This is a genomic window from Campylobacter lari (assembly GCF_900638335.1).
Taxonomy (GTDB): Bacteria; Campylobacterota; Campylobacteria; order Campylobacterales; family Campylobacteraceae; genus Campylobacter_D; species Campylobacter_D lari_E.
In genome coordinates this window covers 1474213-1487874 of sequence record NZ_LR134508.1, presented here as the reverse complement: position 1 = coordinate 1487874, position 13662 = coordinate 1474213, and the positions used below count along the sequence as shown (strand labels likewise).

Here is a 13662-nt window from a genome sequence, read left to right as displayed (position 1 = left end):
TATCAATTTAAGTAAATATAAAGTGAATTATTAATATAATAATCCTTATCAATTTCAAAATTTAAATTAAGGAAATTTATAAAATGAAAGCAAAAGTAGTTTTACTATCTTTACTAGCTGCTATGAGTTTAAGTGCTCAAGAGCTTACGATTTATTCTCATCGTCATTATGATTCTGATAAAGGAATTTTCAAATTATTTCAAGAAAAAACAGGCATTAGTGTAAATGTGGTGCAAGCTAAAGCTAATGAGCTTGCTAAAAGATTAGAGGTTGAGGGTAAAAATTCAAAAGCTGATTTATTTATGACTGCTGATGCGGGAAATTTAGAACAAGTTCGTACAAATAATCTTTTTGTTTCAGTTAGTTCGCCTGAATTAGAAAAACTTTCTCCAAAAGAATTAAGAGGTAAAAACAACGAATGGTATGCTTTTACAACAAGAGCAAGAATCATCATTGCTTCTAAAGATAGAGTTAAAGATGGAGAGATTAAAACTTATGAGGATTTAACTGACCCTAAATTTAAAGGTAAAGTTTTAGTGAGAAGTTCAAATAATGTTTATAATATCTCTTTGTTAAGTGCTATGATTGATACTTTGGGTAAAGAAAAAGCAAAAGAATGGGCGCAAGGCATAGCAAATAATCTTGCACGCACTCCAAAAGGTGGGGACCGTGATCAAATTCGTGCAATTTATGCAAAAGAAGGCGATGTAGCTATATCAAATAGTTATTATCTAGGACATTTAGCAAATTCAAAAAATCCTAAAGATATTGAAGCTGCAAATTCAGTGAAAGTGATTTTTCCAAACCAAGATGGTAGAGGAACACATATCAATGTAAGCGGTATAGGTGTTTTAAAAACTTCTAAAAATAAAGAAGCTGCGGTGAAATTTATCGAGTTTATGCTTTCAAAAGAAGCACAAGAAATTTTAACAAACCAAAATTATGAATATCCGGTAAATAAAGAAGTAAAACCTGCTAAAATTTTACAATCATGGGGTGAGTTTAAAATCGAAAAGCCAAATTTTGAAGCTTACTGGGGTAATGCTAAAGAAGCTTTAATGATTTTTGATGAAGTTCAATGGAAATAATTAAGGAAAAATAAAATTTGAAATTTTTAAGCCTAAGGTGGTCTTTTGCCACCTTTTTTTTCTGTAGTTTAATCATACTGCCTATACTTGCTATCATCTTACATCTTCCTTTTATAGATATTAATACCTTAAAACATTTGAGTAAAAATGTCTTGCCACGATATATTTTTGGTAGTGCTTTTATATTATTTGGGACTTTAGTATTGTGTTTGATTATAGGTTTAGTTAGTGCTTATTTGATAGCTTTTTATAAATTTTTTGGCTCGAAATTTTTTGAATGGTTTTTGATTTTACCTTTGGCAATACCTTCTTATGTGATGGGTTTTGTTTGGATTGATTTGTTTGAATTTCAAGGTTTAATTCCCACGCTTTTAGGTGTTGATAGGCGTATAGATATCATGAATGCTTATGGTGTGATCGTGATTTTATCTTTTGCGCTTTATCCTTATGTGTATTTTTTTGCTAAAAATACCTTTGCTTATGGACTTGGAAATATCATTTTAAGTGCTAAAACACTTAAAGCTTCTAATTTAAAAACATTTTTTAAGGTGATTTTGCCATTTTGCCGTGTGGGTATAGTGGGTGCTTTGCTATTGGTAGCTATGGAAGTTTTGAGTGATTATGGCTTGGTGGCGTATTTTGGCGTAGATACTTTTAGTGCGGGAATTTTTAGAACATGGGGAAGTGGCGGTGATGAAGTCAGTGCTGTGGCTTTGAGTGTGGCTTTGCTTGTGTTTATCGCGCTTTTAATGCTTTTAGAAAAAATTCAAAGAGGTAAAAAAGGTTTTAATCAAAATGTATTTTTACCTACTCCAAAAGATGAGTTAAAAGGCATTAAGGCGTTTTTGGCCTTTTTATGGTGTTTTTTGGTGGCGTTTTTAGCCTTTGTCGTGCCTATTGTATGGCTTGTTTATTGGGCTGGGTTTGATTTTATGCAAAATTTAAGCAATGTCTTAACACCTGCATTTTATAGTCTTAGCGTGGCTTTGGCGAGTTCTTTTGCCATTGTAGGGGTGGCATTTTATTTGTGTTTTGTGGTGCGTTTAAATGATACAAAAGCTTCTAAAATCATCCTTTGGCTTACGACTTTGGGGTATTCTTTACCTGGAGCTGTGGTAGCTGTGGGAATTTTAGTGGTTTTGGGTGTGTTAAATTATATTTTTGATCTTTTATCTTTTGAATATGCCATAGGTGGTGGATTTTTAGTGTTGTTTTTTGGGTATTTTGTAAGATTTTTAGCTTCAGGGATTTTTGCAACTCAATCAGGCTATGAGCGAATTTCTAAAAATATAGACTATGCAAATTTAACCTTAAAATCAAAACCATTTAAAATTTTTGCTCAAATTCATTTTCCTTTGATGAAGCATTACTTAGCTTTGGCTGTGGTGATTATTTGTGTGGATATTTTAAAAGAATTGCCTATTTCGACTATACTTTCACCTTCAGGCTTTCAAACGCTTTCATCACTTGTGTTTGCTTATAGTGAAAATGAGTTAATTTATAATGTTTCTTTGCCATCTTTGATTATAGTGTTATTTGGGATTATCCCTACATTTTTAATGCATTATTTGCAAAATAAAAACAACCAAAAAGGACAATAATGGAAATCTTAAAAATTGACAATCTTTACAAATCTTTTGGAAAAACAGAAGTTTTAAAAGGAATTTCTTTGAGTTTAAGAGAAGGTGAGATTGTCAGCATTTTAGGAGAAAGTGGTTGTGGTAAGAGTTCTTTGCTTGGTTGTATAGCAGGTTTTTTTGAAATCAATGATGGTAGTATTTGTATAGGGGATAAACTAGTTGCTTCTAAGAATGTGTATTTAGCCCCACAAGAGCGTGATGTGGGGGTTTTGTTTCAAGATTATGCTTTGTTTCCGCATTTAAATGTAGAAGAAAATATATGTTTTGGTATAAGCTCTTTAAGTAAAAACGAGCAAAAACAAAGGCTTGATGAAGTTTTAGAAATTTTAAATTTAAACACACTTTTAAAGCGCTATCCAAATGAACTAAGCGGTGGGCAAGCCCAAAGAGTAGCGTTAGCAAGAACCATAGTTGCAAGACCAAAAATCATACTTTTTGATGAGCCTTTTTCAAATTTAAATCATACTTTAAGTGTTAAAATGCGCAAAGAAATCAAAAATATCTTAAAAGAGCACAAGCTTAGTGCTATTTTTGTCACGCATGATAAAGACGATGCTTTTTATTTATCAGATAATATCGCTTTGATTAAGGATGGGAAAATTTTAGACTATGGAAGCGCTAAAGAACTTTTTTATAAGCCTAAAAATATAGATAGTGCTTGCTTTTTAGGTGAGGCATTTTTTATAGATCCAAAGACAATTTTAGATGAGAAATTCAAAGCATATTTGCAAAGTAAAAATGGCATTTTACGCCCTAATGATATACAAATTTCAACTTCACAAACTCCTTTAAAAGCTAGCGTTTTAGAGTGCGTGTTTTATGGGGATTTTTATGAGCTAAATGTGAGTTTGGAAGGACATATTTTTAGTATTTATCATCACAAAGAGCTTAGTAAAAATGAGGCAATTTATCTCAAATTAAGCAATAAAGAAAGTTTTTAATCATTCTAATTCATTTTCAAATATATCTAAAATTTGCTAAAGATTACAAAATAAAGTAAAATCACAGCAAAAAAAGGAAATAAATGATTAGCGTAGAATTAATAGAACATATTTTTAAAGCAGCTTCTATATCAAGATGGAATGATTATCCTAGAATGACAAATTTAGTTGAGCTTGATAAACAAGCGCATAAATTCATCATTGCTTATTTCATTGCTAAAATAGAAAAAGATGTCAATATGCGTTTTATCATAGAAGCGGGTATTTTTGAGTTTTTAAGCAGGGTAGTAGTGACTGATATACGCCCTGATGTGTATCATGAGATAACACGTGCAAAAAACGAGCAAGTAAGTGCTTGGGTGTTAAGTAAAATCGCACCGATGATTCAAGATATTGAAAATGGTGAGTTTTTAAAACGCTATGAGCTTTTTTTACAAGGTAAAGATTATGCAAAAGAAAGGCTTATTTTAAAAGCTGCTTCGTATTTCGCGACAAAGTGGGAGTTTAATATAGTTTATCAAACTAGCTCGTTTTTAAGTGATATTGATGAGATTAAGGCTAAGGTTGAAGAAGAATTAGAAGACTATTATGAACTAATCGGAGCAAGAAAAATCGCTCTTAATCAAAAAATTTCTAAAATAATCGATCTAAGCGGACGTTTGCGTTTTCAAAAAAGATGGGCACAAACTCCAAGGATTCCAGAAACTGCGGTTTTAGGACATATGCTTGTGGTGGCTATTTTGTCTTATTTTTATTCTTTAGAAGTAAAAGCATGCGATGGTAGAATAGAAAGCAATTTTTATTGCGCTTTGTTTCATGATTTACCTGAAAGTTTAACTAGAGATATCATCTCTCCGGTAAAATATGGCATAGATGGTTTAAATGAGATTATCAATGAGTATGAAATGAAGCTTATTAATGAGAAAATTTTACCTTTTATACCACTATCTTTCAGGGAAGAATTTAGTTATATACTTGGTATTAGAGAAGGACAAAATGAAGAAAGTTCCTTTGTAAAAAATGAATTTGAAAATCGTATTTTTAATAATAAACCAAGTGTTTATAGCGGTAGTTTAGATGCGGTTAATGAGGATCGTTTTAAGGCTATTGATGGAAAGGCTTTGAAGTATTGTGATAAACTAGCAGCTTTTATAGAAGCAGCTTTGTCAATTAGCTATGGAGTAAAGTCTAAAGAGCTTGAAAATGGTTTTTTAGGAATGTATGAGTATTTTAAAACAAATCCGACTATTAATGGGGTAAATTTCTTTAGAATTTGTGAGGATATTAAAGGGTATTTTAAACTTTAAAACCTTCTCCCAGATGACTGCGGCACACACTAAGTCTAAGTGCTCTGCTGTGTTCCCACCCTGAAGCGGTGCTTAAAAATAGCATTGCACAGGTCTAAGAGAAGGCAATTGAAATAATATCTTAAAATATCTTAAAAAACATTGAGGTGAAGCATGTTGAGTATATTAGCAAACTTTTTATCTAAATTTAGAGAATTTTTTGTTCCTAGCCATTTGTCTTTGGAATTTAGAGCAAAATCTTTTGCTGCCATTATCGTGGCAAATAAAACCATAAAAGCTGAAATTTGGCAAGTTTTAGCTGATATTGCAAGTGAAGTTTATCCAGATGATAAAAGTAGGCAGGCTATTTTAGTACAAACTTCTAAAGAATATGTAGATAGAGTTTTGAAAAACGAGCTTAGCTTGGATGCTTTACTTAAAAATATCGCCTTGCTTTTAAAGAAAAATCCAAGATATGCAAAAAAGATTAATTTTCATAGGCTTGAGCGTTTAATGGATAAAAATGAGGAAGAAGCTTTAGTACAACTTAGAGTGTATGAATTTTTTGAGCAAGAGATAAAGTATATATTAGAAAACAATCAAAAAAACTTTAATCAACTAGAAAACGCTAATAACTAGCGTTTCATGTTGATTGCTTTTTGTATCATTTGATCAGCTGTTGTAATGCTTTTGCTACTTGAATCATAAGCTTTTTGTAAAGTGATCAAGTTAGTAAAAGCCACCGATAAATCCACATTTGATTGCTCTAGTTTTCCACCTTCAAAAGTAGCTGTACTAAATTTTCCATTAGCATCAAGTAAAAAGGTTGGGTTGCCACTATTACCAGTTTGTCCATAAAGATTTTCTCCTAGCTTTTCTAGACCTTGTTCATTCATAAAGTTAAACAATGCTAGTTTTGCCATAGCTATTTGATCACCGTTGGTAAAAGTGGCTATAATGGTACCATCTGTGTTGATAGAATAATTATTCAAAAACCCTTCGCCTTTACCATCTGTTTGTGTATGCACTGAAGGTTGTTTATTTTTTAAAGCATGAAGTCCATCATAACCTGAATTTGGTATATTTGGATCATAGTAAGAACCAAGATTTATATTAACCCTTGTGCCGTTATTATCTACTGAATTTAGGGTATTAGAAACTAAAGCTCCAGCTTCGTTAAAGGTGATTAAACCTTCAGTGGTTCCACCTATTTTATTGCCATCATTATCATATACTTGAGCAACGGCTTTGTATTCTAAGTCTGTTCCATTTTGTGGTAAAACTCTATCTAATTTAACTCTTACCCAACTAATAGAACCATCAGGATTGATTAATTTTGCAGAAAGTTCTGAGCTATCAGCCACCTCTTTTTCCACACTTAAATGAGATGATTCTAATTTAGCTGTTTCCAAATCTACTTTATCTAGTTTTTGATTATCAATACTAAAAGCTAAATTCTCATCTAGAGTGGCTTGCAATGTTTGACTGGCACCTTTTTCATCAGTAATTTTAAAATATATAGTATCGCCAGGTTTTAAGCCATAAATTTGCTCATCTTTTACACTACCTGAAATTTTTACACTACCATCTTCATTTTTGCTAAATTCAAATTTAGAAGCATCTACATCTACATTTACTGCTTCTGTTTTGGTGCTTGTATCTAAATTTCCGCTCCAGGTGATATTTTGAGTTGGTTGAGGCGGCAAATAAAGATTTTTAGGTACAGAAATAGGTCCTTGAGTATTAACTCCACCTATTTGAAAATTCTCTCCAGGTGTTCCACTCCAAGCTGTTGTAACTTTTTGACCAAGAATTTGACCAAACATATTAGAAACCCTATCGCTTAGCTGAATTTCTTTTAATGATGGATTCATAGTTCCAAGCACATAATTTCCATTTGAATCTACTAAAAAACCATTTGCATCAGGCTTAAAAGCACCATTTCTAGTATAATAAACTCCATTAGCATTGCTTACACCAAAGAACCCTTTTCCAGCAATTGCTACATCAAACTCATTATCGGTAGAAACTATTGGTCCTTGTTCGAAAATATCATTTGTAGCTCCTGCTACACTACCATAACCAGTTTGACCTTTATTGTATGATTGTGTTGTTATGGTGCTATAAAATACATCTTTAAAAGCTACATCAGAGTATTTAAATCCAACCGTATTTACATTGCTTATATTATGAGCTGTATTGTCTATACCATAACTTTGGGATTTTACCCCATTTACTCCATTGTAAAATGCCGTAAACATAATTTTATCCTGTAATCTCTTTAATATCTTCCCATTTAACCCAGCTACCGCCCATACCAACTAAGGCCTCACCTTCTTCAAATTTAACTCCGGTGATAGGATAAGCGCCATAGGTTGAATTAACTGTTTTTCCATCTTCTCCTATATAGCTTGCTTTTACATAGTATTTTCCAGATGGTACAGGGTTTCCGCTATCATCTGTTCTATCCCAAACAATTTGCTTCATGCCAGCGGTCATATCTTTAACTTTCATTGTTCTTACAGGATCGCCGGCTTCATTATAAATTGTAAATGTTACAGGTTCACTATCTGATTTGTAAGCTGAATCAATCTTAGCTGTTTTGATATCAACGCTTGGGGTATGTCCTATGATTTTAAATGTTTGATCTTCTCCAACTACTGCTTTAACAGTTTCTTCTTGACCTTTATCATCGACTAATTTTACATATATAGTTTCACCAGGTCCAGCTATTTCTTTATCCACTTTACCTGTAATATCTATTTTATCCTCGCCATTTTTCTTAAGCTCAAAATCTTCAGTATCAATATCAGTCTTTTTACCTTTTTGCGGTTCTTGCGGTAAATACATATTGATTTGAAACTGTATATCATCATCTGCTACTACAAGATAATTATCTTTAACTGTTGCAAGTTTTCCTACTGCTGCTAATGCACTCATACCAGTACTTGCCGCAATAGAGTTTTGTAATTTACTCATCGCATTTACAAGTTGAGTCATAGTTTTATTGGTGTTATCTTGCATCTCAAGTGCTGAAAGTTGTGCTGTTTGGGTAAGCATTTTTTCAGTATCCATAGGATCGGTTGGATCTTGATGTTGAAGTTCTATTAAAAGAAGCTTTAAAAATGCATCCTTGTCAAGTTCTGCTCCAGGATTATAAACCAATCCATCATCTCCACCATTTTCTCCGGCTCTAGTGTTTCCTTTAGTATTTGGCATATCTTTGGTGTTAAGTGCTGCTAAAGGACCTTGAAGAGTTTGTGTATTTATATTTGACATAAAAATCCTTTTTTATATATTTTTAAAGCTTAAAGCAAAAAATATTCCATTTAAAAATATTTTGCTAAAACCATTTCTAAGCTTGGTTTTTCTTGAATTTCTTTTTCAAAATTCACCTTATCTTCTTTATTGTTATTATTTTTTTGTTTTTGCGGATGATTTTGCTCTTTTCTTTCTTGGTTGTTAAAATTCATTTCTAAATTTGTAAAGCCCATATTTACAAGAGCATTTTTAAACTCAGCTTGATGTTGTATGAAAAGATTTAAAGTGTTTTGGTTAGAATTAAAGCTGATGTTTAGGTTAGATCCTCTTTGAACCAATGTTACTTCTACTTCCCCAAGATTATGTGGATTAAGAGTTATACTAAAGCGTGTTATAGGTGCTTTATAACTTTCTAATTTTTCTTTAAATTCTTGAGCAAAATCATTGAAAGTTTCTTTCATGGGAATATTTTGGTTTTTTACAAAATTATTAGAAACTCTATTCATTTCTTTCACATAAGAATTTAAATTTTCCTCGCTATGATCTTTTTCATCTTTTATAATTTCTTTAGTACTTTTAAAAATATCACTAAAATTATCTATATTTTGAGTGTTTTTTTCTATTTTTAATTGTTTTTCTTGAGAGGCTAATAAATTTTCTAAATTAACTTTTAAATCTTGATTTTGATTTGGTAAATTTTGTATGTTTTTTGTATTCGTGAATTCTGTTTTTAAATCTCTTGAATTTTCTAAAACAGAACTTATTTTTTTACTAAAGCCATCTTCGCTAGTGGTTAATTTTTCATTTTTTAATATTTCTTTAAAATCTATTTTTTCATTGTCTTTAATTTCTTTTTTTAAGTTTGTATTTTGAGTTATATTAATAAGCTCTATATCATTGGCTTTATTATTATGTTTAGTGGTTATGTTTTGTATGTTTTTCGTGTTTTTTGTTTCTTTTTCATTTTGAATTTGAATTTTTTCTACAAATTTCTCTTTAAAATCTATGTTTTGAATATTCTCTTTTGCTTGTACTTGTACTTTTGTATCTTTTTTTGGAAGTTCTATATTTTTTAAAGCAGAAGAAAGCAAAGAAATACCTTCATTTTCTTTGCTTTTTACATTTTTGCTTGTATTTGGTTCTTCTTTTAAAAGTTTAGTAATTTTTTGATTGATTAAATCTTGAAAAACATTAGTATTGTTTTGTTTTTGTTGTTCAATTAAGTCTTTATTATTTAAATTTGAAGTTTTAAAAAAACCTTTTTTTTCAAGATTTGGAAAGGTTTCTTTTAAATCTTTAATTTGCTCAAATTTTATATTTTTGATATTTAACCCCAGCTCTTTTGCAACATTAAAAAGTTCATTAATATTTTTTATATTTTTTAATCTATGTAAGTTTTTTTCAAGAGCTAAAATAACAGTATTATCTTGCACGAGTTTGTTTAATTTTATATCCTTACTATCACTTTGTAAAACTTCTAATAAAGAAAGAATTTGCATAAAATTTGCACCTTCAAAAAGCTTTATAGCATCTTTTTCATCTAGCGAAAGTTTATTATTGGTGTCTTTTAAGTCTTTATCTTTGCTTGAGTTTTCTTTTTGTGGTACTTTAAAATCTTTTGATATGCTTTTATCTTTTTCATTTATTGCTTGTAATAAGGAATTTAAAAATTCCTCTCCATCGCTTTGTGAATTAGTACTTTCTTTGCTAGGATTTTCATTTTGTGGAGCGATGTTTAATAAATTTAAAGCATCGCTTGTTTGGATATTTGACATTAATTAACCTACTAAAAAATTATTTTTTGCTAAATTTGGAAATAAATTTTGCAATTGTGCTGCACAATCAAGTTTTAAATTTTCATGAGAAAGATTAAAGTTTTTAAATATTACTAACAATTCTTCTATATTTTTAGCGTTTAAAACAGCATTTTCATTATGAGCATCATCTAAAATTTCACTTACTTTACTTGAAAGCTTTGCATAGTTTAATTCTTTTTCTTCGTTTGAATTTACAACTTCTAAATAATTTAAAAGTTCCATAAAATGCTTACTATTTAAAACTGAAGTTCCTTGTTTTTCTAAGTTAGCGTTAAAGATTTGAGTATTTAGGTTTGACATATTTTTCTCCTTAAAAATAATTCTTATCCAAGACAAAAGCAACAAGTGTTCCAATTTTCTAATCTTAATTTTTAAGCATTTTTTTTATATAATATTAGATTTTAATTTTAAGACTTTGGAGAAAAACTTGGATAATATTAGAAATATAGCCGTTATAGCTCACGTTGATCATGGTAAAACAACGATGGTAGATGAGCTTTTAAAGCAATCAGGAACTTTTAGTGAGCGTGAGCAAATAGCAGAGCGTGTGATGGATAGTAATGATATAGAAAAAGAAAGAGGTATTACTATACTTTCTAAAAATACTGCTATTAACTATAAAGGCACTAAAATAAACATCATAGACACTCCAGGCCATGCTGATTTTGGTGGTGAAGTTGAGCGTGTATTAAAAATGGTTGATGGGGTTTTGCTTTTAGTTGATGCGCAAGAAGGGGTTATGCCTCAAACTAAATTTGTGGTAAAAAAGGCTTTATCTTTAGGGCTTAAACCTATTGTTGTTATTAATAAAATCGACAAACCAGCTGCTGATCCTGAAAGAGTGATCAATGAAATTTTTGATCTTTTCGTGGCTTTAGAGGCAAATGATGAACAACTTGATTTTGCTGTAGTTTATGCGGCTGCTAAAAATGGTTATGCAAAACTCGCACTTGAAGATGAAAGCACTAATATGGAGCCATTGTTTAAGACTATACTTGAGCGCGTACCTGCTCCAAGCGGTAGTGATGAAAATCCTTTACAGCTTCAAGTTTTTACTCTAGGTTATGATAATTTCGTTGGTAAAATAGGAATTGCAAGAATTTTTAATGGTAGAGTAAAGAAAAATCAAAATGTAATGCTTGCTAAGGCAGATGGTTCTAAAATTAATGGAAGAATTTCAAAACTTATTGGTTTTATGGGTCTAGAAAAAATGGACATTGAAGAAGCAGGAACTGGCGATATTGTAGCAATTGCAGGTTTTGAAGCTTTAGATGTAGGAGATAGTGTTGTAGATCCAAATAATCCTATGCCACTTGATCCTTTACATATAGAGGAGCCAACTTTAAGTATAGTGTTTTCAGTAAATGATGGTCCTTTAGCGGGTACTGAAGGCAAACATGTAACTTCAAATAAAATTGCAGAACGCTTAGAAGCGGAAATGAAAACTAATATTGCTATGAAATATGAAAGTACAGGTGAGGGTAAATTTAAAGTAAGCGGAAGAGGCGAGCTGCAAATAACTATCTTAGCGGAAAATATGCGTAGAGAAGGCTTTGAGTTTTGCATGGGAAGACCTGAAGTTATTGTTAAGATAGAAGATGGTGTTAAAACAGAGCCGTTTGAGCATTTAGTGATTGATGTGCCTGATGATTTTACCGGAGTAGTGATTGAAAAACTAGGCAAAAGAAAAGCCGAAATGAAAACTATGACACCAACTGGAGATGGTCAAACTAGACTTGAGTTTGAAATTCCTGCACGTGGGCTTATAGGATTTAGATCACAATTTTTAACAGATACTAAAGGCGAGGGTGTGATGAACCATAGCTTTTTAGAGTTTCGTCCATTTAGTGGAGCAGTTGAAAAAAGAAATAATGGTGCGTTGATTTCTATGGAGAATGGTGTTGCACTAGGGTATTCTTTATTTAACCTACAAGATAGAGGGGTATTGTTTATCGATCCTCAAACAAAAGTATATACAGGTATGATTATAGGTGAACATTCACGCCCAAATGATTTAGATGTTAATCCTATTAAAGGTAAAAATTTAACTAATGTTAGGGCAAGCGGAAGTGATGATGCGATTAAGCTTGTGCCACCTAGAAAATTAAGCCTTGAAAGAGCATTAGAGTGGATAGAAGAAGATGAGCTTGTAGAGGTTACTCCGCAAAATATTAGAGTTAGAAAAAGATATCTCGATCCTACTCAAAGAAAAAGAATGGAAAAGGCTAAGTCTTAATGGATTTTGAAGCCATAAGGCAAGCTTTAAATAAAAGACTCAAAGCTTTACAAATTTTAGCATTTGCTGAAGCTTTGGTTATATTTTTTCTTGCTTTTCAATTTAGCAAAGATATAATTATGGCTTTGTTTTTTGCTGTTTTAGCAGGAGTTTTGTTTTTTAGAATTTTAGGAAGAAAGCTTATGTGGGGATGCAATGAGCTTGTATTTAAAATGTGTGAGGAATTTTTAAAACAAAACAATGCTAAATTTGATAAACAAGGCTTTAATCAAAAAGATTTTGAAAAAATTGCTTTTGATTTTTCTTTAAAAACTTATCATTCTCAAAATTCTTTTATTTTTGACGATTTTACCCTTTATGATGTGAAATTTAAAGATGACTTTGGGAATTTCTTTTGCGGAATTTTGCTTTATAGTAAGAAGTTAAAAGAAGATATTAATTCAAGTGAAAGTATTTTTGAAAAGGTAAAGGATAAAGAATTTTCTACACAAAGAGTTTTGAAAAAAGATGATTATTTGCTTATAGCAAGTTTGAAAAATCCTTTTTTTGCTGATTTAAAAATATCTTGCGAGTTAAATTTTAAACTTTTTAGAGTTAATTTAGAAAAAATTCAAGCTTTTATAAATGATTAAGCTTAGTTTGCTTAATCATTTTGTTCTAAATTATTAATTTCTTGTATTTTTAAATTCTCATTTTTTCCCATTAAATTTTGTATGGTTTGGATTTGCTCTTTAGAAGCATAGCTTATGTCTTTTAAAACTATCCAAGTGATTTTTTGATCACAAGGCTTGTTGAGTTTATTTTTAAAGATATAAAAGGATTGAGTATTATTTGGTAATAATTCATTGGCGTTTAAACCTTGCACATAAAGTTTATCACCTTCTTTTTTAGGAAAAGCACGAATAATTTTTTTAATAAAAGGATTTTCTTTGCCTTCTTGTAAAAATAACGCAACCACTACTATATCACCTTTTTGACTTACATGACTAAAATGAATTTCTAAAGGATAAGATTTTTTATCAATAGAAATTTTTGATGGAGCGTGAAAGTGAAAATGAGATAAATTATATGCTGTATTATCTAGCACAATATGACTTCCATTGCTTGCAAAATGCATTTTTATGGTATAACCATCATTTATTAGACCAAAAGAATCATTGGTGTAGTTAAATTCAAAAGAGTGATTTTTATTAATAATTTTTTTGGTGTTTATATTGATAAAATTTTGGTTTAAACCACTTTCGCAATAAACCCAATTTTTATCCAAATTTTTCCATTTATCTTTGTCTAAAAAATTTCCATGCGAGGCATTTTGTGGCATTTGTTCATAGGCAAAAAGCATGCTAGTGGCAAATAAGCTAAAAAGTAATGTTTTCAATTTCATAATATTCCT

At 30.7% G+C, this 13662-nt stretch carries 12 protein-coding genes and 1 other RNA gene; 7 read left to right on the top strand and 6 right to left on the bottom strand.

Annotation, left to right across the window (positions count from 1 at the left end; all coding sequences use genetic code 11):
* Positions 1-83 precede the first annotated feature (83 nt).
* The 4 genes from EL235_RS07585 (at position 84) to EL235_RS07570 (ending at position 4976) form a co-directional block, all read left to right on the top strand.
* Positions 84-1088 carry a Fe(3+) ABC transporter substrate-binding protein gene (locus EL235_RS07585; protein ID WP_039627228.1) on the top strand — a complete coding sequence of 335 codons (1005 nt, stop codon included), beginning with the start codon at positions 84-86 and terminating at the stop codon, positions 1086-1088.
* A gap of 17 nt (positions 1089-1105) precedes the next feature.
* The gene (locus tag EL235_RS07580) at positions 1106-2689 is read left to right on the top strand and encodes an ABC transporter permease (protein WP_126341164.1); all 1584 of its coding nucleotides are present in this window, start codon (positions 1106-1108) and stop codon (positions 2687-2689) included.
* Positions 2689-3669 (top strand): ABC transporter ATP-binding protein, encoded by a 981-nt coding sequence (locus EL235_RS07575; RefSeq protein WP_052243314.1) that lies wholly within the window; start codon positions 2689-2691, stop codon positions 3667-3669. The genes EL235_RS07580 and EL235_RS07575 overlap by 1 nt, the downstream gene beginning before the upstream one ends.
* An 83-nt stretch (positions 3670-3752) precedes the next feature.
* Complete coding sequence (locus tag EL235_RS07570; RefSeq protein WP_126341163.1) at positions 3753-4976, top strand: HD domain-containing protein; 1224 nt, start codon at positions 3753-3755, stop codon at positions 4974-4976.
* A 3-nt stretch (positions 4977-4979) separates the two neighbouring features.
* Here EL235_RS07570 and ffs read toward each other — a convergent pair.
* An RNA gene (gene ffs / locus EL235_RS07565) (signal recognition particle sRNA small type) lies at positions 4980-5077 on the bottom strand.
* A 52-nt stretch (positions 5078-5129) separates the two neighbouring features.
* Here ffs and EL235_RS07560 point away from each other — a divergent pair.
* Positions 5130-5594, top strand: a complete 465-nt coding sequence (locus EL235_RS07560) for a hypothetical protein (protein WP_052243313.1) — start codon at positions 5130-5132, stop codon at positions 5592-5594.
* Here the strand turns inward: EL235_RS07560 and EL235_RS07555 are convergent.
* Genes EL235_RS07555 through EL235_RS07540 form a run of 4 tightly spaced genes read right to left on the bottom strand, consistent with a single transcriptional unit; the run spans position 5591 to position 10333 of the window.
* A complete protein-coding gene (locus tag EL235_RS07555) occupies positions 5591-7216 on the bottom strand; it encodes a flagellar hook protein FlgE (RefSeq protein ID WP_039627225.1) in 1626 nt (541 codons plus the stop codon). The two genes, EL235_RS07560 and EL235_RS07555, sit on opposite strands and share 4 nt — an antisense overlap.
* Before the next feature lie 4 nt (positions 7217-7220).
* Positions 7221-8234: a flagellar hook capping FlgD N-terminal domain-containing protein gene (locus tag EL235_RS08155; RefSeq protein ID WP_164717501.1), complete on the bottom strand. Its 1014-nt coding sequence runs from the start codon at positions 8232-8234 to the stop codon at positions 7221-7223.
* A 50-nt stretch (positions 8235-8284) separates the two neighbouring features.
* Positions 8285-9991, bottom strand: a complete 1707-nt coding sequence (gene fliK / locus EL235_RS07545; protein WP_126341162.1) for a flagellar hook-length control protein FliK — start codon at positions 9989-9991, stop codon at positions 8285-8287.
* 3 nt (positions 9992-9994) lie between these two features.
* Positions 9995-10333, bottom strand: coding sequence for a hypothetical protein (locus EL235_RS07540; RefSeq protein WP_039619431.1), 339 nt, complete (start codon positions 10331-10333; stop codon positions 9995-9997).
* A gap of 127 nt (positions 10334-10460) precedes the next feature.
* On the opposite strand from EL235_RS07540, the gene typA reads away from it, so the two are divergent.
* Positions 10461-12269: a translational GTPase TypA gene (typA, locus tag EL235_RS07535; RefSeq protein WP_039627222.1), complete on the top strand. Its 1809-nt coding sequence runs from the start codon at positions 10461-10463 to the stop codon at positions 12267-12269.
* Complete coding sequence (locus tag EL235_RS07530; protein ID WP_126341161.1) at positions 12269-12901, top strand: poly(A) polymerase; 633 nt, start codon at positions 12269-12271, stop codon at positions 12899-12901. Before typA ends, EL235_RS07530 begins: the two co-directional genes overlap by 1 nt.
* 11 nt (positions 12902-12912) lie before the next feature.
* On the opposite strand, the gene EL235_RS07525 is transcribed toward EL235_RS07530, so the two are convergent.
* Positions 12913-13653, bottom strand: a complete 741-nt coding sequence (locus EL235_RS07525) for a carbonic anhydrase family protein (protein ID WP_126341160.1) — start codon at positions 13651-13653, stop codon at positions 12913-12915.
* Between the last annotated feature and the right edge of the window lie 9 nt (positions 13654-13662).

Excerpts from the sequence above, each read along its gene's own strand:
- EL235_RS07585 (WP_039627228.1), top strand. The coding sequence starts at position 84 with ATGAAAGCAAAAGTAGTTTTACTATCTTTACTAGCTGCTATGAGTTTA.
- EL235_RS07575 (WP_052243314.1), top strand. The coding sequence starts at position 2,689 with ATGGAAATCTTAAAAATTGACAATCTTTACAAATCTTTTGGAAAAACA.
- EL235_RS07570 (WP_126341163.1), top strand. The coding sequence starts at position 3,753 with ATGATTAGCGTAGAATTAATAGAACATATTTTTAAAGCAGCTTCTATA.
- EL235_RS07560 (WP_052243313.1), top strand. The coding sequence starts at position 5,130 with ATGTTGAGTATATTAGCAAACTTTTTATCTAAATTTAGAGAATTTTTT.
- EL235_RS07555 (WP_039627225.1), bottom strand. The coding sequence starts at position 7,216 with ATGTTTACGGCATTTTACAATGGAGTAAATGGGGTAAAATCCCAAAGT.
- EL235_RS08155 (WP_164717501.1), bottom strand. The coding sequence starts at position 8,234 with ATGTCAAATATAAATACACAAACTCTTCAAGGTCCTTTAGCAGCACTT.
- fliK (WP_126341162.1), bottom strand. The coding sequence starts at position 9,991 with ATGTCAAATATCCAAACAAGCGATGCTTTAAATTTATTAAACATCGCT.
- EL235_RS07540 (WP_039619431.1), bottom strand. The coding sequence starts at position 10,333 with ATGTCAAACCTAAATACTCAAATCTTTAACGCTAACTTAGAAAAACAA.
- EL235_RS07530 (WP_126341161.1), top strand. The coding sequence starts at position 12,269 with ATGGATTTTGAAGCCATAAGGCAAGCTTTAAATAAAAGACTCAAAGCT.
- EL235_RS07525 (WP_126341160.1), bottom strand. The coding sequence starts at position 13,653 with ATGAAATTGAAAACATTACTTTTTAGCTTATTTGCCACTAGCATGCTT.